This is a genomic window from Sandaracinus amylolyticus, from assembly GCF_000737325.1.
GTDB lineage: Bacteria > Myxococcota_A > Polyangia > Polyangiales > Sandaracinaceae > Sandaracinus > Sandaracinus amylolyticus.
The window spans coordinates 997,055-1,019,810 of the sequence record NZ_CP011125.1 but is presented as its reverse complement, the minus strand read 5'-3'; the positions used below and the strand labels follow the sequence as shown (position 1 = coordinate 1,019,810).

Genomic DNA, 22,756 nt, shown 5'->3' with positions numbered 1-22,756 from the left:
GCATGCTGAGGCGCATGGCCGAGCCCGCGCGCCGCCTCGCGACCTACGAGGACCTGCTCCGCACGCCGGAAGGCGTGCGCGCCGAGGTGATCCACGGCGCGCTACAGACCCTGCCGTCGCCGCTGCCGAAGCACTCGAAGGTGCAGGGCGCGATCCGTCGTTTCGTCGGCGGGCCCTTCGACGACGACGACGGGCACGGGGGGCCGGGCGGCTGGTGGATCCTCCTCGAGGTCGACGTGCGCTTCGGGGCCCACGACATCGTGCGCCCCGACCTCGTCGGCTGGCGCCGCGCGCGCTTGCCGCGTCCGTGGGACACGCGACCGATCGACGTGGTCCCCGACTGGATCTGCGAGGTGACGTCGCCCTCGAACGCGCGCCACGATCGCCTCGTGAAGGCGCGCCTCTACGCCGCGCAGGGCGTGCCCGCGCTGTGGCTCGTCGATCCCGAGCTGCGCATCGCCGAGGCGCTCGCGCTGAACGCGGACAAGCGCTGGGTCGACGTCGGCCGCTTCGGCGACGGCGACGTCGCGCGCATCCCTCCGTTCGAGGAGATCGAGCTCGACGTGACGCGCCTCTTCCCGCCGCTCGACGAGCCCGACGCGCCGCCCGAGACCTAACGCTCCGCGGCGACGACGCGCGTGGCAGTGACCGTCGCGCGCATCCAGAGCTCACTGCGGCAGCCCTCGAGCGTGCGCGTCACGATCGCGCCGGGGTCGACGCAGTGCGCGGAGCTCGCATCGCCGCGCGCGCCTGTGAGCTCCTGCGGGATGAATTCCGGAGGCGACGATGTCGCACGGGGATCGTCGAGCACGCTCACGAGGTGATCGAGGTGCGCGCCGAGCGCTCCTTCGCGCAAGGCAGCAACGCGCTCACGCGCCCCGGCGAGGGCCTCGATGGCGGCGACGCGGCGCGCCTCGTCGAGCCGGGAGGTCCACGCCGCGCCCGCGAGCTCGCGCGCGATCCACGCGATGTGCACGGCCTCGTCCTCGTGGCCGAGGCGTGCGAGCCACGCGTCGTGGACGGAAAGAATCGGCTCCAACGTCTCGCTCGCCGCGGCCAGCACGGGCATGCTCGTCGCGCCGGGGGACGCGATCGCGCGCGTCACCAGCGCGAGCGCGTCCTCGCGTCGGGCCGAGAGATTGGGAAAGAGCCACGCGCTCCGCAGTCGCAACAGCGCGGCGGAGCTCGCGAGACGGAGCGCCTCCTGCTCGTCGTCGAGCAGCGCGCGCACGGTGGGCACGTCGTCGACGTACGCGAGCGCCTGCACGATCGCGCCGAGCGTCTCCGGCCCACGGTCCGCGAGCGCGCGCACGATCGTGGCGCGCTCGGCCTCGGACGTCGCCTCGAGGACGCACTGGACGTAGCTCGGGTACCAGTGGCAGCCCTCGAGCGACGCGTCCAGCGCGCGCTCGTGCGCCTCCGCGATCTCGCTGGGCGAGAACGCGCCGAACTCGAAGTCTGCCTCGGCGCGCGCCTGCGCTCCGCCCACCCCGCGGATGTCCACCGAGAAGCGATAACGGCCCGCGCCGAGCGGCACGTACCCGATCGGCGGCGGCTGGCGAACCGTCGTCGACGCGCCGGGCGCGACGATCTCCACGACGTCCTCGTAGTTCCCACACACGCCCATCGGGCGCCGGCGCGCACGACCCTCGCCGTCGACGCACCGAGAGCTCGCCGGCCCACGTGTCCACGGCGACCGCCGTCGTGCCGCGGTTCACGAGCGTCCACTCCTGCGCGTGGAAACGCGTGACGTCGAGCGGCGAGAGCTCGACGCGAATGGGCTCGTCCTCGACCGCCGTCGGTGGATCGTCGAGCGCGACGCGCGCCGCGCAGCCGACCGCCAGCACCACGAAGACCGTCCACGCGCGCATGCGCATCGGCCGAGGATGCGCCGCGCGGCGCGCGCTCGTCGACGTGTCGCGCCGCACCGCAGAGAACACGCAATTTTCGCTGGACCCCCGCCCCCCCGCGCCCCATAAACGCGCTCCTGTTTCTGGCGGTAGCACCGCGGGCACACGCAGCTGGTTCTTCGGCGCAGTGGAGGTGGGCTCGATGGACGACGAGCACGAGGCGGAGACCTGGACCATCCAGCGCAGCGCGGACCTCTATCAGGTGCGCGGCTGGGGCCATCCCTACTTCACGATCAACCAGGCGGGCCGCGTCGAGGTCGTTCCCGACCCCGAGCGTCCGAGCCTGACGATCGATCTCTACGAGCTCGTCAACGACCTCGACGCGCGCGGTCTCGAGCTGCCGCTCCTCCTGCGCTTCTCCGACGTGCTCCGTGATCGCATCAAGCGCATCAACGAGTGCTTCGCGAAGGCGATCGACGAGTACCAGTACAAGGGCGCGTACCGCGGCGTCTTCCCGGTCAAGGTCAACCAGCAGAAGCACTTCATCGACGAAGTGGTCGAGTTCGGCGCGCCGTGGCGCCTCGGGCTCGAGGCGGGCAGCAAGCCCGAGCTGCTGATCGCGCTGAGCGCCGAGCAGGAGGCCGGCGGCCTCGTCATCTGCAACGGCTACAAGGACCAGGCGTACATCGAGACCGCGCTGCTCGCGCAGCGGTTCGACAAGACGGTCATCGTGGTCCTCGAGCGCATCGAGGAGCTCGACTTCACGTTCCGCGCGTTCGCGAAGACGGGCATCCGTCCGACGATCGGCGTGCGCGCGAAGCTCGGCAGCCGCGGCATGGGCCGCTGGGCGGACTCGACCGGTGAGCGCGCGAAGTTCGGCCTCACCGCGTCGGAGATCGTCGAGGTCGTCGACCGCCTGCAGGAGAAGGGCATGCTCGACTGCCTGCAGCTCCTGCACTTCCACGCGGGCAGCCAGATCTCGAGCATCATCCCGATCAAGCAGGCGGTGCGCGAGGCGGCGAACATCTTCGCGGAGCTCGCGAAGATGGGCGCGAGCATGCGCTACCTCGACGTCGGTGGTGGTCTCGCCGTCGACTACGACGGCAGCAAGACCGACTTCCACGCGTCGAAGAACTACAACATCCAGGAGTACGCGTACGACGTCGTCGCGGCCGTGAAGGAGTCGTGCGAGAAGTACGATCTCACGCCGCCGACGATCGTGACCGAGTCGGGCCGCGCGATCGCCGCGCACCAGTCGGTGCTCGTGTACGAGGTCGTCGGTCGCAACGAGGTGCGCTTCGGCAAGCCGCAGGATCCGGGGCCGAAGGCGCACAAGATCCTGCAGCAGCTCTTCGAGACGTATCAGGGCATCGCGCCGAAGAACCTCCAGGAAGCGTTCCACGACGCGAGCCAGGCGAAGGAAGAGGCGGAGTCGCTCTTCAAGTTCGGCTACCTCGGTCTGCGCGAGCGCGCGCAGGCGGAGCGCCTCTTCTGGTCGTGCTGCGAGAAGATCTCGGACTACGCGAAGACGATGAAGCGCGTGCCCGAGGAGGTGCAGCAGCTCGATCAGGTCATGGCTGCGATGTACTACGGGAATTTCTCGGTCTTCCAGAGCATTCCCGACAGCTGGGCCATCGATCAGCTCTTCCCGATCATGCCGATCCACCGGCTGAACGAGGAGCCGACGATCAAGGCGACGATCGCCGACCTGACGTGCGACAGCGACGGCAAGGTCGATCACTTCATCGACGTCGAGGACGTGAAGCGCGTGCTCCCCGTGCACCGATGGCGCGAGGGCGAGCGCTACTTCATGGGCATCTTCCTGAACGGCGCGTACCAGGAGATCCTCGGCGACCTGCACAACCTGTTCGGCGACACGAACGCGGTGCACGTGCAGCTCGACGGCGAAGGCGGCTACGAGGTCTCGCACTTCGTGAAGGGCGACACGATCACGCAGGTGCTCGAGTACGTGGAGTACGAGCCCGGCGCGATGGTGGAGCGTGTGCGCCGCCAGGCGGAGCGCGCGCGTCGTCAGGGGCTCATCACCTTCGATCAGGTGAAGATGCTCATGAAGCACTACGAGGAATCGCTCGGCAGCTACACGTACCTGACGCAGGACGAGTAGCGCGCTCGACGGAGCGAGGAGGAACGCGGCGGCGTCGAGAGACGTCCGCCGCGTTTTCGTTTTCGGCGGTGCGGCGATCGGCCGCAGTGCGGAATGGGCGCGCTGGCGCCATGACGAACGACGCATGCATTCGCTCGGCAGGCTCGCGGTCGGTTGGCTCGTCGCGATGGTGATCGTGATCGCGGCGAGCAGCGCGAGGGCGCAGGGCTCGCGCGCGATGTTCGAGCGCTTCGTCGCGCCGTGCTGCTGGGTCGAGGGCCTCGCGACGCACGACTCGCCTCTCGCGCGCGAGCTGCGCGACGAGATCGATCGGCGCGTCCGTGCGGGCGAGCCCGCCGACGCGATCGAGCGCGATCTCGTCGCGCGTCATGGCGAGCGGATCTTGGCGGTTCCGGCGCCGCTCGAGACGACGTCCGGGGCGCTCTTCGCGGTGCTGGTCGGCTCGCTCCTCGTGCTCGTCGCGATCGGTGCGCGCTGGTCGCGACGAGGCGCGCAGGCCGAGCCCGTCACGCGCGTCGACGTCGACGATCCTGCGCTGGAGCAGCGCCTCCGCGAGGAGCTGGATCGCCACGACGCATGAGGATCAGTACATCTCCCAGCCGATGCTCAGCGTGACGACGCTGAGCACGCCGCGGTCGACGATCGTGCCGTGCCACGCGAGCGAGATCGCCATGGCGTTGCGCACGCCGACGAGCAGATCGTCCTGGATGATCGGCATGAACGTGAGGCGCGCGTCGACGCCGGCGTAGAGGCCCTCGTCCTGGACCCAGCACAGCCGGCGTCCGCACACGTCGGCGGTCGCCCAGTCGATCCCGACGCCGGCGCCGACCTGGAGCACGTCGACGATCGTGAGGTCCGCGCCGACGAGGTTGGACGTGAGGTTCGTCCAGCCCGTGCGCCCTGCGCCGACGTCGGCGCCCGCGCCGATGAGTCGGCCCTGCCAGTAGAGCGCGACCCAGTCGTTCCACTGCACGCCGAGGCGCGCGCCCACGTGCAGCGCGCCGCCGACCAGCGCGTCGGGGTCGATCGCGACGCCCGCGCCGGCTTCGAGCGCGAAGCGCAGACGCAGGAGGTCCTCGCCCTGCCCCAGCGTCGCCTGGGTCGCCGGGCCCTGGGCGGACTCGTACGACGGCGGGAGGGGCTCGGGCTCGGCGCGCGCGACCGCGGCGAACGCCCACGTGGTCAGCGCGGCGAGAGCCAGTGCTGGAGCTCGGTGCGTGATCATGTCGGGCGTCGACGCGCGCGGGACGAGTCGGCTTCAATCGTACCCGCGCGCGTCGTTCGCACGATCAGCCCTCGGTGGACTCCGTCGTCGCGCCCTGCTGCTGGAGGAACTGCGCGGGGTTCGCCTGGAAGCGCTCGGCGCAGTGCGGGCAGCAGAAGTAATAGGTGCGGCCCTCGTGCGTGACCGTCGGCGAGCTCTCGGTGACGACGAACTCCTCGCCGCTCACCGGGCACGTGCTGCGGTCGCCGATCTGCGCCTCGCCGATCGGAACGAGCGCGGTCTGCTCGGCGCCCGCGGTCGTCGTCTCGTCGTGGTGCGACGGCTCGGCCGACGCGGTCTCGGTGGAGGAGCTCGACCCGCCGCACGCAGCGAGCGCGATGACGGCGAGGAGCGCGAGGATGGTTCGCTTCATGGGCCGCGATGTTGGCGCGTGGATCTGCGCGCGCCGCCGAGTTTCCTCACGCGCGCTCATCGCGGGCGCGGGATGGACACCACGTCGCGCTGGCCCGGGTGCTCGCCCGCGGTCCACAGCCGATCGCTCGCGTCGAGGTAGAGATCCTCGGCGCCGCGGATCCAGTTCACGCTCGTGCTCGTGCGCCCTTCGCGCGCGATGTAGAGGCGACCGTCGGAGCCGTCCTGGCTCGAGCTCGAGAGGTACCAGACGTCGCCGGTGCGAAGCGCGCCCTGCACCCGCGTGCGACCCGCGATCGCGGCGGCGAGCGAGTACGCGGTGCCGCTGCCTTCGTCGTCGAGCAGCGCACGCGCGCGATCGAGCGGCCACGCGATCACGCGACCGTTCACGGTGTCGGCGTCGTACTCGCCGGTGATCAGCGCGGGCGTGCCGCCGACGTCGCCGCGCGCGACGAACGAGAAGCGCGCGCTGCACGTGCTCCCCGCGCGGACGTAGCGCGCGACGCGCGGCACCGCGTACGCGTATCCGTGCGCGTCGCTGCGCGTGCCCGAGATGCCGATGCGCTCGTTGTCGTCGGTGTTCGTCGGCGCGAACATCCGCGAGAGATCGTAGACGCGCAGCCCGCGCGACGTGTCCGCGACGTAGATGCGGTCGCCGATCCACGTGATGCCGCCGGCGTGCAGCGCGCCTCCACCGTCGTACTCGGCGGGCTCGAAATTCGCGCCGCTCGCGGTCATCACGGGATCGACGAGCAAGAGGTGTCGATACCGCGGGCGCGAGAGATCGCTGATGTCGACGAGGCTGAGCCGCGCGCCTTTCGTCGGTCGCGCGTCGGTCTTGTGGTACCAGCTCACGAGCAGCAGCGTGCGCCCCGTGAGGCCCGCGTCGTGGCTGCCGGTGATGCCCTGCGGGTACCAGTAGTCGACGTTCTCGTCGCCGGTCTCCCAGCGGAATCCGCGCGCGCCGAGGCCGCTGAGGCGCGACGACGTCGCGCTGCTGAGCCCTGCGCGACCTTGGCGGTTGAGGTTCCCGAGCACGTGCGCGAGATCGCGACGGCGCGCCGCGCCGAGCCGCGTGAGGAGCGCGTCGGCGAGCGCTTCGCCTTCCGCGAGCGGACGCTCGAGGCGCAGGCCGAAGCCGCACTCGTCGAGCGCGACGAGGCGGCCCGCGGTCGTCGTACCGCTCACGCCCGCGCAGTCCACCGCGGGACAGATCGGCGGCGGCGGCCCCGCGTCGGGCTCGGGCATCGAGGCGTCTTCCTCCGTCGCGCCCGAGTCGCTCTCGACCGCGCCGGCGTCCTCGTCGATCGTCTGCGCGTCGACGTCGTCCGCGACCCACGCATCGCGCGTCGTGGTCGCGCCTGCATCGTCGGTGCTCGCGTCGGGATCGTCCGCGCATCCTGCGAGTGCGATCACGAGGCAGCACCACTGCGCGATCACGGCACGCCGAGCGTTCAGCGCACGAGCACCTCGAACCGCGAAAATCCCCGGAATTCCCAAGAGCATGCGGGCCAGAGCGCAACCCGCGTGCCGCGCTACATCGTGCCGAGCCAGCTCGCGAGCTCGGGACCGATCACGCGGGGCGCGTTCCGCAGCTCGTCGAGCGTGCCCGCGCCGCAGAGCAACATCGCGGTGCGCAGCTCGGCCTCGACACGATCGAGGAACGCCTCGGCGCCCGCGCGACCACCCGCCTGCAGCGCCTGCAGCACCGGCCGCGCGATGCCCGCGGCGCGCGCCCCGAGCGCGATCGCGCGTGCGACGTCGAGCCCGCTCTTGATCCCGCCGGTCGCGATCGGCGCGAGCCCCGAGCGCGCCACCCACGCGACGCTCACCGCCGTCGGGATCCCCCAGTCCCAGAAGCTCTCGCCGAGCGCCTTCGCCGCGCCCTGCGCGCGCAGCGTCTCGACCGCGACCCACGACGTCCCGCCCGCGCCGCTCACGTCGACCGTCTTCACGCCGACGTCGCGCAGCTTCGTCGCAACGCGCGCGCTCACGCCGCAGCCGGTCTCCTTCGCGACGACGGGGATCTTCAGCTCACCTGCGAGCCTCGCGAACGTCTCGAGCCCTCCGCGGAAATCGCGATCGCCACCTGGCTGCACGACCTCCTGCGCGGGGTTCATGTGCACGCAGAGCGCGTCCGCGCCGACGTCCTCGATCAACCGCACGATGTCGGCCGTCGCGAGGTCGCGCGCCTGCACCACGCCGAGGTTGCCCAGCAGCAGCGCGTTCGGCGCGACGTCGCGCACCCGGTACGTCGGCGCCATGCTCGGATCGCGCATCATCGCGCGCTGCGATCCGAGGCCGATCGCGTAGCCGCGCGACTCGGCGATCGCGGCGAGCTCGCGGTTGATCGATCCCGCGCGCTCGGTGCCGCCGGTCATCGACGCGATCACGATCGGCGCGCGCAGCGTCTTGCCGAGCAGCTCGGTCGCGAGATCGATCTCCTCGAGCGCGAGCTCGGGGAGCGACTCGTGGATCAGCGTGACCTGCTCGAGCAGCGTCGTGCGCTCTCGGAACGCGACCGCATCGCTCGATGCGAGCGCGATGTGCTCGTCCTTCCTGCGACTGATCTCGGAGCTCATGCGGCCCGCAGCGTAACCCGCGCGATCGGCCCGCGCGGATTGTTTGCAGAACCCATCATTTCTCGCGCGAGCAGGCACACGCTCGATCCTGCTCCCACGCTTGACGGACCTCGCGCACGAGCCCACGCTCGCGCGCCATGCCGCAAGAGGCCAACGGAGCATCGTCCAGCGCGTTCATGGACGAAGTCCGGCGAGAGGTGGACGCGCGCCTCGCGCGCTTCTTCGACGACGAGCGACGAGCGGCCAGCGGGCTGGCGTCGGAGGCGCTGGAGCTGGTCGAGGCGATCGCGGCGCTCACGATGCGCGGCGGAAAGCGCCTGCGCCCCGCGGTGCTGGTCGCGGCGTTCCGCGCGGTCGAGCCCGAGCGTGACTGGCGCCTCACCGTCGACGCGGGCGCGGCGCTCGAGGTGCTGCAGAGCTATCTGCTGATCCACGACGACTGGATGGACGGCGACGATCAGCGTCGCGGCGGCCCTTCGGTGCACGCGGCGCTCGGCGCGAAGCTCGGCGACGCGCACCTCGGCGCGAGCCTCGCGATCCTCGCGGGCGATCTCGGCTCGGCATACGCGCAGCGCCTCTTCCTCGGCTCGGTGCCGCACGCGGCGCGACCGGTCGAGCTGCACGACGCGTTCGTGCGCATGCAGGTCGAGGTCGTGATGGGCCAGAGCCTCGACCTGCTCGCGAGCACCGACGTCTCGCGCATGCAGCAGCTCAAGACGGGCAGCTACACGGTCGCCGGCCCGCTGCGCATGGGCGCGCTGATCGGCGGCGCGAGCGACGCGCAGCTCGAGGCGCTCGAGGCGTTCGGCACGCCGCTCGGCGAGGCGTTCCAGGTGCGCGACGATCTGCTCGGCACGTTCGGCGATCCGCGCCAGACCGGGAAGCCGTCGGGCAACGATCTGCGCGCGGGCAAGCGCACCGCGCTGGTGCTCGAGTGCGAGCGGCTGGTGCCCGCGAGCGAGCGTGGCGCGCTCACGCGCGTGCTCGGCAAGAAGGACGCGACCGACGCGGACGTCGCGGCGGCGACCGAGCTGTTCGTGAAGAGCGGCGCGCGCAAGAACGTGGAGCAGCGGCTCGCGCGTCTGCTCGATCAGGCGTGCTCGGCGCTCGAGGGCGGCACGCTGCTCGATCCCGGTCGCACGATGCTGCGCGACCTCGCGGGCATGCTCGCGATCCGCGATCGATGAGCGCGATGGGCGTCGGCGAGGCGCACGGCAAGGTCATCCTGCTGGGCGAGCACTCGGTCGTGTACGGGCGTCCCGCGCTCGCCGCGGGTCTTCCGCGCGGTGCGAGCGCTCGGGCGTGGGACGCGGAGGGCGAGAGCTCGCTCCACGTGACGCCGTGGGACGTGACCGTCACCCCGAGCGACGAGCGCTCGCTCGGGAAGGCGTTCGGCGTGATGCTCGAAGCGGCGCGCGTGGAGCGCCCGGTGCGCATCGAGGCGCGCGTCGATCTGCCCGGCGGATCGGGGCTGGGATCGAGCGCGGCGCTCGGGGTCGCGGTGCTGCGCGCGATCGATGCGCTGCGCGGCGTCGAGCGCGACGATGCATCGGCCCTCGAGGTCTCGCTGGCGTGGGAGCGCGTGTTCCACGGCAACCCGAGCGGCGTCGACAACGCGATGTCGATCGCGGGCGGGCTCGCGTGGTACGTGCGCGGAGAGCCGATCGAGCGCGTGCGCACGCGCCGCGCGATCCCGCTGGTGATCGGCGACTCGGGCGAGGCGTGCTCGACGAAGATCACCGTCGGCGAGGTCGCGCGCCAGCACGAGAAGAACCGCGAGCGCATGGAGAAGCAGTTCGACGCGATCGCGGCGATCGTGCGCAACGGGCGGCTCGCGGCGGAGCAGGGCGATCTGAAGGCGCTCGGTCAGCTCTTCGACATGAACCAGTCGCTGCTCGCGGGGATGTTGATCTCGACGGCGACGCTCGAGGAGATGATCGGCGTGGCGCGCGCATCGGGCGCGTACGGCGCGAAGCTCACCGGCGGCGGCGGCGGCGGCTGCATGATCGCGGTGACCGAGGATCGCGCGGGCGCGGAGAAGGTGCGCGCGGCGATCGAAGAGCAGTGCGGCAAGCGCGCGTTCGTCGCGCTCCTCGGCGGAGAAGCAGCGGGAGATCAGGAGCGATGAGCGCACCGGGCAAGGCGGACGCGATCGCGCGCGCGAACATCGCGCTCGCGAAGTACTGGGGCAAGAGCGACGACCGGCTGAACCTGCCCGCGGTGCCGAGCCTGTCGATCACGCTCGATCCGATGCGGACCGAGACGCGCGTCGAGCTCGACGAGCGGCTGGACGCGGACGTGTTCGAGCTCGACGGGAAGGTCGCGCTGCCGAAGGAGACGGCGCGCGTCACGGCGATGCTCGATCGGGTGCGCGCGGAGAGCGGCATCGCGGCGAAGGCGCGGGTGACGAGCCGCAATCATTTCCCGACGGCGTCGGGGCTCGCATCGAGCGCGTCGGGGTTCGCGGCGCTCGCGGCGGCGGCGCGCGCGGCGTATGGCCTGACGCGCGACGACGCGAAGGCGAGCGCGATGGCGCGTCGTGCGAGCGCGAGCGCGGCGCGATCGATCTACGGCGGGTTCGTCGAGCTGCCCGCGGGTGAGCCGGGGGACGACGCGCTCGCGGCGATCCCGCGCCACGACGCGTCGCACTGGGATCTGCGCGTGGTCGTCGGGGTGATCACCGAGGGTCGCAAGGACGTCGGGTCGCGCGAGGGCATGGGGCACTCGCGCGAGACGTCGCCGTACTGGCGCGCGTGGGTCGAGAGCGCGCCGGCGATGTGCGGCGTGATCCGCGAGGCGATCGCGGCGCGCGACTACGAGCGGCTCGGGCCGGTGGTCGAGCAGAGCTTCACGACGATGCACGCGCTCGCGTTCACGAGCTCGCCGTCGACGATGTACTTCCAGCCGGCGAGCATCGCGGCGCTGCAGACGGTGAAGCAGCTGCGCGATCGCGGGGTGCCGGTGTGGCCGACGATGGACGCGGGGCCGCACGTGAAGGCGGTGTGCCCGGGCGAGGCGGCGGCGCAGGTCGAGCAGGCGCTGGCGGCGACGCCGGGGGTGCTGCGCGTGCTGCACGCGCGGCCGGGGGCGGGAGTCGAGGTCGGCTGACCGGACTGGGGGTGCTGGGCCCCGGAGCGTCCTCGGATGGGAGCGCTCGGGCTCAACCTGGGTTGGTTTTTGACCTCGTTCTTGGACGAAAAACTCAACGTCGGTCGGTTTTTCGTCCTTGTTCGCGGGTATGAGAGCTCAACCACGGTCGGTTCACGTCCACCGACGGTGTCATCAGGTGCTCCGGATGAGCTCAACGTCGGTCGGTCTCGCCGACCTCGTCGTTCCGCTAGGTCACTCGATCTGCGCTGCTGACGGACACCTCTACCTCCGGGCGGTCGGGGGTCTTTACACGGGCGCTAGGATTGCGCGCGCCCGCCGACGGGCTGGGGGCAGAGGGGTTTTCCCCGACGCGGAGCGGGCACGCGCCGTGGCAATTTTTCCCCTTTAGGGAGGGTCTGCGTGGTGCGCGTCTCTGCGCCGGGAAAGGTCATGATCTCGGGCGAGTACGTCGTCCTCGAGGGCGCGCCTGCGCTCGTCGCGGCGGCGCCTGCCCGCGCCCGGGTGACGCTCGCGGCCCGCCCGACCCGCACGAGCGACGGCTCACCGCCGGATCCCGGCCGCTCGCCCGACGCACAGCCGCTCCCGCCGGAAGCTCTGCTAGCTCGCACGTGCGCCGAGTCCGTCTTCGGCCCGCTCACCCGCGACATGGACCTCGCCATCGACACGACCGCGCTCCGGGAGGGAAGCCGCAAGCTCGGCCTCGGCTCCTCCGCCGCGGCCGCCGCGGGCACCGTCGCAGCGGTCGCGGCAGCGAATGGTCTCGACGTCTCCGATCCCTCCGTCCGCGCACGCCTCCTCCCGATCGCGCTCGACGGCCACCGCGCGGTCGCGCCCGAGGGCAGCGGCGCCGACGTCGCCGCCTCCACGCTCGGCGGGTTCGTGCGCGTGCGCCGCGAAGGCGAGCATCTCGACGCCGCGCGCATCGACTGGCCCGCGTCGCTCCACCTCGCGCTCGTCTGGACCGGCACCCCCGCGCGCACCAGCGACCTCGTCGCGAAGGTGAAGTCCCTCGCGTCGCGCGATGCCACCGCGTACCAGCGCGCGATCACACCGCTCCGCGAAGCGGCAGCCACGTTGCTCGCCGCGATCGAGCGAGGCGACGCGCGCAGCGCGATCGACGCCGCCGCCGCGCATCACGACGCGATGCAGCTCCTCGGCGAGACCGCCGGTGCCCCGATCGTCACGCCCGAGCTCACCAAGGCCGCGACGATCGCGCGCTCGATCGGCGGCTCCGCGAAGCCTTCGGGCGCCGGCGGTGGCGACGTCGCCATCGCGTTCCTTCCTTCCGAGTCCGCGATCGCCGAGCTCGGCGACGCGTGTCGAATCGCCGGCTTGACCCTACTCCCCCTCCGGCTCGGCGACGACGGTGTGCACGTCGACGAGCCTTTGTCCTCTTGAGCGATCGGAGCACTCGATGGTCACCTCGCGCTTGCCCGGCTTCTACAAGCTCACGCTGATCGAGCGTCGCCGCCTCGCCGAGGCATCGCTCGGGCTGCCGCCCGGCGCGCTCGATCGCGCGCTCGAGCAGGGTGGCCTCGATCCCGAGACCGCCGACAAGACCATCGAGAACGTGATCGGCACCTACGCGATGCCGCTCGCGCTCACGCTCAACGTGCAGATCAACGGGCGCGACTACCTCGCGCCGATGGTCGTCGAGGAGCCCAGCGTCGTCGCCGCGGCGTCGAACGCGTCCAAGATGATCCGCGCCGGCGGCGGCTTCGAGGCCGAGGCCGACGCGCCGATCATGATCTCGCAGATCCAGCTCGACGAAGTGCCCGACGTCGCGAGCGCGCGCGAGGCGCTGCTCGAGGAGACGACGAAGCGCGAGCTGCTCGCGCTCGCCGACGCGGCCGTGCCGAACCTCGTGGCGCGCGGCGGTGGCGCGCGCGATCTCGAAGTGCGCGATCTCGGCGACGGCTGGATGGTCGTCCACGTGCTCGTCGACTGCCGCGACGCGATGGGCGCGAACCTCGTGAACACCGTCGCCGAGTCGCTCGCGCCGCGCGTCGCCGACATCGCCGGCGGGCGCATCGGGCTGCGCATCCTGTCGAACCTCACCGATCGCCGCATGGTGCGCGTGAAGTGCCGCGTACCCGCGAGCGCGCTCGAGGGCGAGGGCTTCACCGGCGAGGAAGTGCGCGACGGGATCGTGCGCGCGAGCGAGTTCGCGTCGCGCGATCCGTACCGCGCCGCGACGCACAACAAGGGCATCATGAACGGGATCGATCCCGTCGTGATCGCGACCGGCAACGACTGGCGCGCCGTGGAAGCGGGCGCGCACGCGTGGGCCGCGAAGGACGGCAAGTACGGCCCGCTCTGCACGTGGCGCGTGGGCGAGGACGGCGCGCTCGAGGGCCAGATGGAGCTGCCGCTCGCGCTCGGCATCGTCGGCGGGACGCTGCGCGTGCACCAGGCCGCGCGCTTCTCGCTCGGCGTCGCGGGCGTGGACTCGGCGCAGGAGCTCGCGATGGTCGCGGCGTGCGTCGGCGTGTCGTCGAACCTCTCGGCCCTCCGCGCGCTCGCGACGGTCGGCATCCAGCGCGGGCACATGGCGCTGCACGCGCGCAGCGTGGCGATCGCAGCGGGCGCGCGCGGTGATCTCGTCGAGATCGTCGCGGCGGAGATCCACGAGGCGGGCACGGTCACGGTCGAGGCGGCGCGCGCTGCGCTCAAGCGCCTCGCGCCGGACGCGGAGCTCCAGGCCGCCGAGTGACTGCGTGCGCGTGGACGACGCGCACGGTGAGATTCACCGCGAAGAACGTGGCGCGCGCGAAGCAGCGCGCATCGGGGCAGCGCTGATCGCCACGATCGCGCTGCCCGTGTCGTTGGCGGCGGCGGGACAGCCGATCAGCACACGCGGGCTCGCGTGGATCGTGTGCGCGGCAGCGGCGATCTGCGCGCTCGCGATCGGGACGCGCATCACACGGCGGGTCGCAGGCGCGATCGTGCTGGTGTGGCTCGGCGTGATCGTCGCGACGCTCGCGTGGCCGGCGCGCGAGGGCGCGTACCTCGGGGCGATCGTGCTGCCGTCGGGCGAGCGCGCGTCGTCGCTCGGACGTGTCTTCGCAGAGCGAGACGTGAGCCTCGTCGGCGTGCGGCTCATGCGGGTGACGCGCGGCGTGAGCGCGCGAGAGCTCGACGGGTTCGACGTCGCGTCGGTCTACGAGGAGCTCGAGGCGAGCGATGGTGCGGTGACGAGCACGCCATTCCTCTCGACGGTGCTCGGCGAGCAGCGTGCGTCGCGCTTCGACGCGTTCGTGCACGAGGTGCCCGCGAGCACGCGCTGGGTCGTGTTCCTCCACGGCTACGGCGGGAGCTTCGCGTCGTACTGTTGGATCGTCGCACGCGCGGCCGAACGTGCCGGATGGAGCACGGTGTGCCCGGCGACGTCGTTCTCGACGCACTGGGAGAGCGGGCACGGTCCCGCGATCGCGCGTCGCACGCTCGACTTCGCGAGAGCGCGCGGCGCCACCACCATCGTGCTCGCAGGCCTCTCGAACGGCGGCGTCGGCGCAACGCGTCTGGCGCGTGAGCTCGAGATCGACGGGCTCGTGGCGATCTCCGGGCTCGACGATCATGCGATGCCGATCGCGAAGCCGACGCTGGTGTGGCACGGCACCCGCGACGAGCGGTTCCCGATCGAGCTCGCGCGCGCGTGGGCCGGCCGTGCGGGCGCGCGGATGATCGAAGTGGACGGCGACCACTTCGCGCTCGTCGAGCAGCGGGAGGATTTCTCTCGAGCGCTCGAGACGTTCTTGCGCGAGCTCGCGCCCTGAGCCGGAATGCTCGCGATGCGCACCCTCGGGATCACGATGCTCCTGCTCACGTGGGCCGTGCGCGCCCGCGCGCAGGACGACGTGCGCGTCCCGATCGGCGCCGAAACGCGCGAGTGGCCATCGATCGCCGACGAGCCAGCAGACCTCGACGAGACCTGTCGTCGCGCCGCGACCACCTCGTGGGCGCGGCTCGGCGCCGCCGAGGTGCGCTGCGTCGTCGAGCCCACGAGCGATCGCGTGCTCGCGCTCCTCGTCGCGCGGAAGCGAGCGCGACGCTGCGCGCGGACGGCACCGCTGCGGCTGCGGCGGCGCAGCGGCACCTGGTCCGCGCTCTACGAGAGCGAGCGCCCCGAGTCGTTCCCGCCCGACGAGACCGAGCGCGACGTCGTGCTCTCGTTCGCGTCGGAGTGATCTCCGTCGAGATCGGCGCGGATCGGCTCGGTGAGCTCGGCGATGACGACCGCGAGCTCGCTCGGCTCGACCGGCTTCGCGACGTGACGATCGAAGCCTTCGCTCAGCGCCTTGGTGCGATCCTCGATCGCGGCGTACGCGGTCAGCGCGATCGCGGGCACGCGCATGCCGAGCTCCTGCTCGATCGCGCGCACCTTGCGGATGAGCGAGTAGCCGTCCTCGCCGGGCATGCCGATGTCCGACACCAGCACGTGCGGGCGCGCGTCGCGCACCACGCGCAGCGCCTCGTCCGCCGACGCGGCGATCGTCACCGACGCCTCGAGCTCGTGGAACGCGCTCACGAGGAGCTCGCGTGCGTCCATCTCGTCGTCGACGACGAGCACGCGGACGCCGCGCAGCCGCGGTCCCTCGCGCAGCGTCGGTGCGAGCGACGGGCGCGCGACCGCGACCACCTGCGGCCGCGTCCCTGCTCTGACGGATGCGGGCAGGCGCACCGTGAACGTCGCGCCGCGCCCTTCTCCATCGCTGTCGGCGACGATGCTCCCGCCGTGCAGCTCGACGATGTGACGCACGATCGTGAGCCCGAGCCCGAGCCCTCCGTGCGCGCGCGCCTTGCCCGCGTCGGCCTGACGGAACCGATCGAAGACGTGCGGGAGGAACTCGCGCGGAATGCCCGCGCCGGTGTCGCGCACGACGATCTCGACCTCGCCGGGGAGCGCGCGCAGCCGCACGTCGACGCGTCCTTGTGTCGGCGTGAACTTCACGGCGTTCGTCAGCAGGTTCCACACGACCTGCTGCAGTCGGTCCGCGTCGCCGAGGACCTCGCCGATCTCGCTCGGCACCTCGGCTGCGATGCGCACGCCGCGGGCCTCGGCCTGCGGGCGGATCGCCTCGACGGCCATCTCCACGACGCTCGCGGGGTCGATCGGCGCGGGGCTGAGGCGCAGCTTCCCGCTCACGATGCGGCTCACGTCGAGCAGATCCTCGATGAGCTGCGTCTGCACGCGCGCGTTGCGCTCGATGATCTCGATGGCGCGGCGCTGCTTCTCGGGGCCGATCGTGCCTTCGCGCAGCATCCGCGCCCAGCCGAGGATCGCGTTGAGCGGCGTGCGCAGCTCGTGCGAGACGGTCGCGAGGAACTCGTCCTTGCCGCGGTTCGCATCCTCCGCGCGCTTCCGATCCGACTGGGCCTGCGCGTAGAGCCGCGCGTTGTCGATCGCGACCGCGATGCGCAGCGCGAGCTCCATCGCGAGCGCCACGTCGCGCTCCACGAACCCGCGCCGCTCGTCCGCGGTCGCGAGCACCAGCGTGCCGAGGCGCGACGCGCGCAGCGAGATCGGCACCACGATCGCGAGGTGCAGCCCGAGCTGCTCGCGCAATCCCGCGGACGTGTCGGCGCCCGCGACCACGCGCGCCTCGCCGGTGCGCATCACCTCCGCGGCGCCGAGCGGGTCGTCCTGCCAGCCGTCGCGTGACGAGAGCAGCTGCTCGCGCGCCGGGTCCCGGTGCGCCCACGCGACGCGCTGCGTCTCGTGCTGTTCGTCGGCGACGTCCTCGCGGACGAGATCGATCACCGCCCAGTCGGCGAGCTGCGGGACGAGCAGGCGCAGCGCGCGCACGAGCGTCGGCGCGAGATCGAGCGACGACGCGAGCACCTCGCTCGCGTCGGCGAGCAGGCGGTTCTCCGCCGCGACGCGCTCCGCTTCGCGACGCGCGCGCCGTTCGGCCTCGTGCAGCGCGTCGCGCTCGCGCTCCACGGCGCGCCGGAGCAGCAGGTTCTCGCGCTCTCGCAGCGCGCGACGCACCGCTGGGCCGAGCCGCTCGAGCCGGTGCTTCAGCACGTAGTCGGTCGCGCCGCGCTTGAGCGACTCGATCGCGATCTCCTCGCCGATCGCCCCCGACACGAAGACGAACGGGACGTCGGGCGCGCTCTCTCGCGCGCGATCGAGCGCGGCGCGTCCGTCGTACGCGGGCAGCTCGTAGTCGGAGAGCACGAGATCGAACCCGCCGCCCGCGAGCTCGCGCTCGAACGCGTCGCGATCGCCGACGCGCACGATGCGCGCTTCGAGGCCGTCGCTCGCGAGGTGCTCGTGCACGAGCTCGGCGTCGCGAGGATCATCCTCGAGGTGGAGGATGCGCATCGAGCGTCCGCGATCTCTCGGCATGATCTCCTTGCGCCTCAGGCGCCCCGCGGCGGAGGCTGGTTGAGCACCGCCCAGAAGAGCCCGAGCTCGCGGATCGCGTCGCTGAACTCGTGGAAGTCGACGGGCTTCACGACGTACGCGTTCACCCCGAGGCCGTAGCTGCGCACGATGTCGCGCTCCTCGCGCGACGACGTGAGCATCACGACGGGGATCACGCGCAGCTGCGGATCGTTGCGCATGTGGGCGAGCACCTCGAGCCCGTCGAGCTTGGGTAGCTTGAGGTCGAGCAGGACCACGATGGGATCGCCCTCGCGCCGCGAGGCGTGCGGGCCGCGCCGGTGCAGATAGTCGAGCGCCTGCGCGCCGTCGCGCACGACGTCGACGCCGTTCGCGATGCGGCTCTGCTCGAGCGCCGTGAGCGTGAGCTCGACGTCGTTCTCGCTGTCCTCGACGAGCAGGATCTTCTTCGCGCCGAGCGTCATCGACGGCTCCCGGTGGTGGGCGCGTCGGGCGGGGACGCCGACGGCAGGGTCAGGTGGAACGTCGCGCCGCGTCCCGGCGCTCCTTCGGCCCAGGTGCGCCCGCCGTGGCGCTCGACGATGCGCCGCACCGTCGCGAGCCCGATGCCGGTGCCCTCGTACTCCTCCACGCCGTGCAGCCGCTGGAACACGCCGAAGAGCTTGTGCGCGTAGTCCATGTCGAACCCGACTCCGTCGTCGCGCACGAAGAGCTCGACCGCGCCGCCGCTCTCGCGCGCGCCGATCTCGATGTGCGCGGGATCGCGCGTGCGCGTGTACTTCACCGCGTTCGAGATCAGGTTCGTCAATACCACGCGCAGCATCGTCGCGTCGGCGCGCACCTCGGGCAGCGCGTCGATCGACCACTGGATGCGCCGCCCTTCGTAGTCCGGCGCGAGATCGTCGACGACGGCGCGCACCACCGGCCCGAGCGCGACGACCTCGCGCGCGAGCTCGGTGCGGCCCATGCGCGAGAACGAGAGCAGCCCGTCGATCAGCGTGCCCATCTGCTTGCTCGCGTCCCCGATCGTGCGCAGCCAGCGCTGCCCCTTGTCGTCGAGGCGATCGCCGGCGTGCGCGCGGAGCAGATCGGCGAAGCCGCTGATGTGGCGGATCGGCGCCCGCAGATCGTGCGAGACGGTGTACGAGAACGCCTCGAGCTCGCGGTTCGCCTCGGCGAGCGCGGCCGTACGCTGATCGACGCGCGCCTCGAGATCGGCGTTGAGGCCCTGCAGCGCCGCGAGCGCGGCGTCGCGCTGCTCGAGCGCGGCGCGCGCCGACTCGTAGAGCCGCGCGTTCTCCACCGCGACCGCGGCGCGGCGCCCGAGCTCCTCGACGAGCGCCACCGCGCGCGCGTCGTACACGCGACCGGACTCCGCGCTCACCATCGTGAGCGCACCGACGGCGCGCCCGTGCGCGCTCAGCGGCACGATGATCGCGGAGCGAAGGCCGAGCTCGCGCAGGATGCGGAGCAGCTCGGGATCCGGCACCAGCGCGGCGAGCAGATCGTCGGAGATCTCGGCGTGGACCTCGCTCGTGCTGCTCCGGATGACCTGCGGCACGCCGTGCACCGCGCTCGGATCGTGCGGGACGCGGCGATGCAGCTCGTGCGCGAGCTCGAGCTTCGCGGCGTCGACGTGCGCGACCGCGAGACGGCGGATCGTGCCGTCCTCCTCGAGCAGATCGACCGCGCACCAGTCGGCGAAGCGCGGGACCGCGAGGCGCACCACGTGCGAGAGCGTCGCGTCGACGTCGATCGACGACGCGAGCAGCGCGCTCGCCTCGGCGAGGAAGCGCCGATCGTCCTCCTCGCGCTTCTTCGCCGTCACGTCGCGCGCGACCGCCACGAGCTCCACCACGCGCCCGCTCTGGTCGACGATCGGGCTCTTCACGACGTGGAAGTAGCGCAGCGATCCGTCGCGCCCGACGTTCGCCTCCTGCAGTTCCTCGACGACCGCGCCCTCCTCGAAGACGCGCCGATCGTCGGGCACGGACCTGCCCGCGCCGGCGAGGTCGTGCTGGTAGTGCTCGCGCGTCGCCTGGTTCGCGTAGGTGAGCGCCGAGCCGGGGCCCTGCGCGAACACCATGTCGCGCACCGAGTCGAGGATCTGCCGGTAGCGATGCTCGCTCTGCGCGAGCGCTTCCTGCGCGCGCACGACGTCGGTCACGTCGCCGAACGATCCCGCCATGCGGATCGGCTCGCCGTTCGCGTCCCACTCCGCCTGGCCGCGCGTCGTGCACACGCGGTACTCGCCGTCCGCGTGACGCAGCCGGAAGCGGGGCACGTGGTACGCCGCGCGCCGCGCGAGGTGCTCCTCGAGCGCGCGCTTCACCATCGCGCGATCGTCGGGGTGCACGCGCTCGAACCACGACTGGAAGTCGCCGCGCCACTCGTCGCGGCGGATCCCCATGATGTCGAAGAGCCGATCGTTCCACTCGACGGCGTCGTCGCGCAGATCCCAGAACCACATGCCGTCGGTCGAGGCCTCGGCGACGAGCCGGTGCTTCGCCTCGTCGCGGCGCAGCCGCTCGAAGAGACGCGCGTTCTCGATCGCGAACGACGCGTGGCCGGCGATCGCGACGCACAGACGCTCGTCGCGCTCGGTGAAGCGCCCCGGCTCCGCGTGCCCGAAGAAGAGCCCGCCGAGCACGCTCGCGTCGCTGCGCGCGATCACCGGCACCGCGAGGTAGCTGACGACCGGCAGGTGTCCTTCGGGCATTCCGTGATGCGGTGGGTTCCGCCCGAAGCGCCCGCTCTTCCGCACGTCGTCGTAGCGGACCGGGCCCACACCATCGAACGTGGGTGCGAAGATCTCGGTCTTGCGAGGCATCGGGAATCGCGCGAACGCTTCGCGCGGCACGCCCGAGAGCGCGTAGAGCATGTAGCTCTCTCCGCGACGATCCTCGACGTTGTAGAAGAACGCGCCGAACTGCGCGCCGACGGCCGCCGTGGCTTCGTCGGTCACGCGCTGCACGACGCGCGTGACGTCCGGCTCGCGCGCCAGCTCCGCACCGATGCGCAGGAGCACGTCGGCGTCGCTCGCGCCGAGCGACGTGGGAGGGGGCACGTCTTCGGGGTGGGCTCGCGGGGCGACATCCATCGGAACCAGGTCGTCATGAGCACCGTCCGGGAACCTGACAACGCACACTGCGCGACCGCGCAGGTGCGAGCGACGCGCACGTGCTCGACGTCGACTTCGCGCGGGCGCTACGCTCGCCGCCAGTGAGCGTGAAGGGGGCGAGGCGCGCGGTGGGGCGCGTCGAGGACGCGTCGGATCTCGCCGAGACGTCGTCGTCCGACGGCGGTCGCGCGCTGCTGCAGTCGCGGCTCGCGCTCTTCGGGCGCGTCATGGTGCTGCTGACGCTGCTCGGCTACGCGATGACGAACCTCGTCACGCTCGCGAGCGGGCACGGCGGCGTCGAGGAGCTCGTGTCGGGGTCGAGCCTCGCAATGCTCGGCGCGATCGTCGCGCTGCTCGTGGTGTGGCTCGTCGCGCGCGGCGGTCCGCTCCCGCCGGGCGCGCTGCGCGCGCTCGACCTGCTCGGCATGGTGGTGCCCGCGACGCTGCTCGACGTGATGGCGCTGCAGCTCTCGCTCGACCTACGGCCCGACCTGCACAGCCGTCACCTCGTGATGCTGCTCGTCACGACGAACATGGCGATCGCGCGCGCGGTGCTGGTGCCGAGCCGGCCCGGATGGACCGCGACGGTCGGGTGCGCGGCCGCGCTCCCCGCGATCGTGCTCGCCGCCGCGGCGGACGGTCCGGGCGAGCCGCAGATGCGCGCGGCGTACGCGTTCACGTGGCTCTTGATCGCGGTGATGACGTCGACGTTCGCGTCGCGCGTGATCTACGGGCTGCGACGCCGCGTGCGCGAGGCGACGCGGCTCGGCCGCTACACGCTCGTCGAGACGCTCGGCGCGGGCGGGATGGGCGTGGTGTACCGCGCCGAGCACGCGATGCTGCGGCGGCCCACCGCGGTGAAGCTGCTCGATCTCGCCGAGGTCGGGGAGCGCGGCCTCGCGCGCTTCGAGCGCGAGGTGCAGCTGACCGCGCAGCTCACGCACCCGAACACGATCGCGATCTACGACTACGGCCGCACGCCCGACGGCGTCTTCTACTACGCGATGGAGCTCGTCGACGGGCTCGACCTCGAGGCGCTGGTGCGCGCGCACGGACCGCAGCCCGCGGCGCGCGTCGCGCACCTCTTGCGTCAGGCGTGTGGCTCGCTCGCGGAGGCGCACGAGGCCGGGCTCGTCCATCGCGACATCAAGCCGAGCAACATGGTCGTGTCGCGGCGCGCCGGTCAGGGCGACGTGCTCAAGGTGCTCGACTTCGGGCTGGTGAAGGACGTACGCGGCGAGTCGGGCGACGAGCGCGTGTCGACCCACGGGATGATCGTGGGCACGCCGCTCTACCTGTCGCCCGAGGCGATCAGCGCGCCCGAGAACGTCGGGCCCGCGAGCGATCTCTACGCGCTCGGCGCGGTCGCGTACTGGCTGCTCACGGGCTCGCCGGTGTTCGCGGGGACGAGCGTCGTGGAGCTCTGCGCGTCGCATCTCTCGGAGCGTCCGGTCGCACCGAGCGCGCGCGGCGTGATCGTTCCGCCGCGGCTCGAGGCGCTGGTGATGGCGTGCCTCGCGAAGTCGCCGAGCGACCGCCCGGCGAGCGCAGCCACGCTGGCGAGCGCGATCGCGGCGAGCGACTCGGGCGCGTGGACGCAGCACGACGCGGACGCGTGGTGGAGCGTCCGCGAGCGCGCCGAGCCGATCGTCGCGGACGACGCGCTCGCTGCGACGATCGCGAGCGACGGCGCGCCGAAGGCGAGCTCGTGACGGTCGGAGGTTGCGCGCTCACCCTCGCTGCGGTGAGCGATCGCACTCTGCGGTGCGCCGTGTCGTTGCCTCGACTGCCGCGGACGCCGTGGCCACGGAGCTCTGCCCGACGCTCGCGACGCCGAACGCGGAGAACGCCGACGTCTATCCGCTCGGCCAGGTGATGCAGGGCGTCGAAGAGGGCGTCCGGCTCGCGGTCGCGCCGTTCGGCCGGTAGTGGTCGTGCGACGACAACGCGGCGAACAGCACCTGCACCCCGCGCTGAGCTGA

At 72.1% G+C, this 22,756-nt stretch carries 20 protein-coding genes; 12 read left to right on the top strand and 8 right to left on the bottom strand.

Features of this window, described 5'->3' with window-relative positions; genetic code table 11:
- The first annotated feature begins 14 nt into the window (after positions 1-14).
- A complete protein-coding gene (locus DB32_RS04065) occupies positions 15-617 on the top strand; it encodes a Uma2 family endonuclease (protein ID WP_053231101.1) in 603 nt (200 codons plus the stop codon).
- Here the strand turns inward: DB32_RS04065 and DB32_RS04060 are convergent.
- Positions 614-1,627: a hypothetical protein gene (locus tag DB32_RS04060; protein WP_053231100.1), complete on the bottom strand. Its 1,014-nt coding sequence runs from the start codon at positions 1,625-1,627 to the stop codon at positions 614-616. The genes DB32_RS04065 and DB32_RS04060 overlap by 4 nt on opposite strands.
- 425 nt (positions 1,628-2,052) lie before the next feature.
- Here DB32_RS04060 and speA point away from each other — a divergent pair, with 425 nt between their 5' ends.
- Positions 2,053-3,975, top strand: coding sequence for a biosynthetic arginine decarboxylase (gene speA / locus DB32_RS04055; protein ID WP_053238674.1), 1,923 nt, complete (start codon positions 2,053-2,055; stop codon positions 3,973-3,975).
- A gap of 124 nt (positions 3,976-4,099) precedes the next feature.
- Positions 4,100-4,555 (top strand): cytochrome c-type biogenesis protein, encoded by a 456-nt coding sequence (locus tag DB32_RS04050; RefSeq protein WP_053231099.1) that lies wholly within the window; start codon positions 4,100-4,102, stop codon positions 4,553-4,555.
- 3 nt (positions 4,556-4,558) lie between these two features.
- Here DB32_RS04050 and DB32_RS04045 read toward each other — a convergent pair whose 3' ends face one another.
- The 4 genes from DB32_RS04045 to fni all read right to left on the bottom strand — a co-directional run bounded on the left by DB32_RS04045 (position 4,559) and on the right by fni (position 8,193).
- A complete protein-coding gene (locus DB32_RS04045) occupies positions 4,559-5,200 on the bottom strand; it encodes a hypothetical protein (RefSeq protein ID WP_053231098.1) in 642 nt (213 codons plus the stop codon).
- Between the two features lie 64 nt (positions 5,201-5,264).
- Positions 5,265-5,612, bottom strand: a complete 348-nt coding sequence (locus tag DB32_RS47920; RefSeq protein WP_053231097.1) for a YHS domain-containing protein — start codon at positions 5,610-5,612, stop codon at positions 5,265-5,267.
- Between the two features lie 56 nt (positions 5,613-5,668).
- Positions 5,669-7,027 (bottom strand): LVIVD repeat-containing protein, encoded by a 1,359-nt coding sequence (locus DB32_RS04035; RefSeq protein WP_169791328.1) that lies wholly within the window; start codon positions 7,025-7,027, stop codon positions 5,669-5,671.
- Between the two features lie 119 nt (positions 7,028-7,146).
- Complete coding sequence (gene fni / locus DB32_RS04030; protein ID WP_053231095.1) at positions 7,147-8,193, bottom strand: type 2 isopentenyl-diphosphate Delta-isomerase; 1,047 nt, start codon at positions 8,191-8,193, stop codon at positions 7,147-7,149.
- 176 nt (positions 8,194-8,369) lie between these two features.
- On the opposite strand from fni, the gene DB32_RS04025 reads away from it, so the two are divergent.
- The 7 genes from DB32_RS04025 (at position 8,370) to DB32_RS03995 (ending at position 15,491) form a co-directional block, all read left to right on the top strand.
- Positions 8,370-9,380: a polyprenyl synthetase family protein gene (locus DB32_RS04025; protein ID WP_053231094.1), complete on the top strand. Its 1,011-nt coding sequence runs from the start codon at positions 8,370-8,372 to the stop codon at positions 9,378-9,380.
- Positions 9,377-10,321, top strand: coding sequence for a mevalonate kinase (gene mvk / locus DB32_RS04020; protein ID WP_053231093.1), 945 nt, complete (start codon positions 9,377-9,379; stop codon positions 10,319-10,321). Before DB32_RS04025 ends, mvk begins: the two co-directional genes overlap by 4 nt.
- On the top strand, positions 10,318-11,301 hold the full coding sequence (gene mvaD / locus DB32_RS04015) for a diphosphomevalonate decarboxylase (protein ID WP_053231092.1): 984 nt from the start codon (positions 10,318-10,320) through the stop codon (positions 11,299-11,301). The genes mvk and mvaD overlap by 4 nt, the downstream gene beginning before the upstream one ends.
- 402 nt (positions 11,302-11,703) lie before the next feature.
- Entirely contained in the window at positions 11,704-12,702 is a 999-nt protein-coding gene (locus DB32_RS04010; protein WP_053231091.1) for a GHMP family kinase ATP-binding protein, read from the top strand.
- Between the two features lie 16 nt (positions 12,703-12,718).
- Positions 12,719-14,017: a hydroxymethylglutaryl-CoA reductase, degradative gene (locus tag DB32_RS04005; RefSeq protein ID WP_053231090.1), complete on the top strand. Its 1,299-nt coding sequence runs from the start codon at positions 12,719-12,721 to the stop codon at positions 14,015-14,017.
- Positions 14,018-14,027: 10 nt separating this feature from the next.
- Positions 14,028-15,080, top strand: coding sequence for an alpha/beta fold hydrolase (locus tag DB32_RS04000; RefSeq protein ID WP_157068697.1), 1,053 nt, complete (start codon positions 14,028-14,030; stop codon positions 15,078-15,080).
- A 15-nt stretch (positions 15,081-15,095) separates the two neighbouring features.
- Positions 15,096-15,491, top strand: coding sequence for a hypothetical protein (locus tag DB32_RS03995; protein WP_157068696.1), 396 nt, complete (start codon positions 15,096-15,098; stop codon positions 15,489-15,491).
- Here DB32_RS03995 and DB32_RS03990 read toward each other — a convergent pair.
- Genes DB32_RS03990 through DB32_RS03980 form a run of 3 tightly spaced genes read right to left on the bottom strand, consistent with a single transcriptional unit; the run spans position 15,413 to position 20,720 of the window.
- Entirely contained in the window at positions 15,413-17,656 is a 2,244-nt protein-coding gene (locus tag DB32_RS03990; RefSeq protein WP_083457131.1) for an ATP-binding response regulator, read from the bottom strand. The genes DB32_RS03995 and DB32_RS03990 overlap by 79 nt on opposite strands.
- A 14-nt stretch (positions 17,657-17,670) precedes the next feature.
- Positions 17,671-18,117 carry a response regulator gene (locus DB32_RS03985; RefSeq protein ID WP_053231086.1) on the bottom strand — a complete coding sequence of 149 codons (447 nt, stop codon included), beginning with the start codon at positions 18,115-18,117 and terminating at the stop codon, positions 17,671-17,673.
- On the bottom strand, positions 18,114-20,720 hold the full coding sequence (locus DB32_RS03980; protein WP_053231085.1) for a GAF domain-containing protein: 2,607 nt from the start codon (positions 20,718-20,720) through the stop codon (positions 18,114-18,116). Before DB32_RS03980 ends, DB32_RS03985 begins: the two co-directional genes overlap by 4 nt.
- 155 nt (positions 20,721-20,875) lie before the next feature.
- Here DB32_RS03980 and DB32_RS03975 point away from each other — a divergent pair, with 155 nt between their 5' ends.
- Both DB32_RS03975 and DB32_RS49890 read left to right on the top strand, forming a co-directional pair.
- Entirely contained in the window at positions 20,876-22,486 is a 1,611-nt protein-coding gene (locus DB32_RS03975) for a serine/threonine-protein kinase (RefSeq protein ID WP_157068695.1), read from the top strand.
- Positions 22,487-22,574: 88 nt separating this feature from the next.
- Entirely contained in the window at positions 22,575-22,703 is a 129-nt protein-coding gene (locus DB32_RS49890) for a hypothetical protein (protein WP_275935456.1), read from the top strand.
- Positions 22,704-22,756 lie beyond the last annotated feature (53 nt).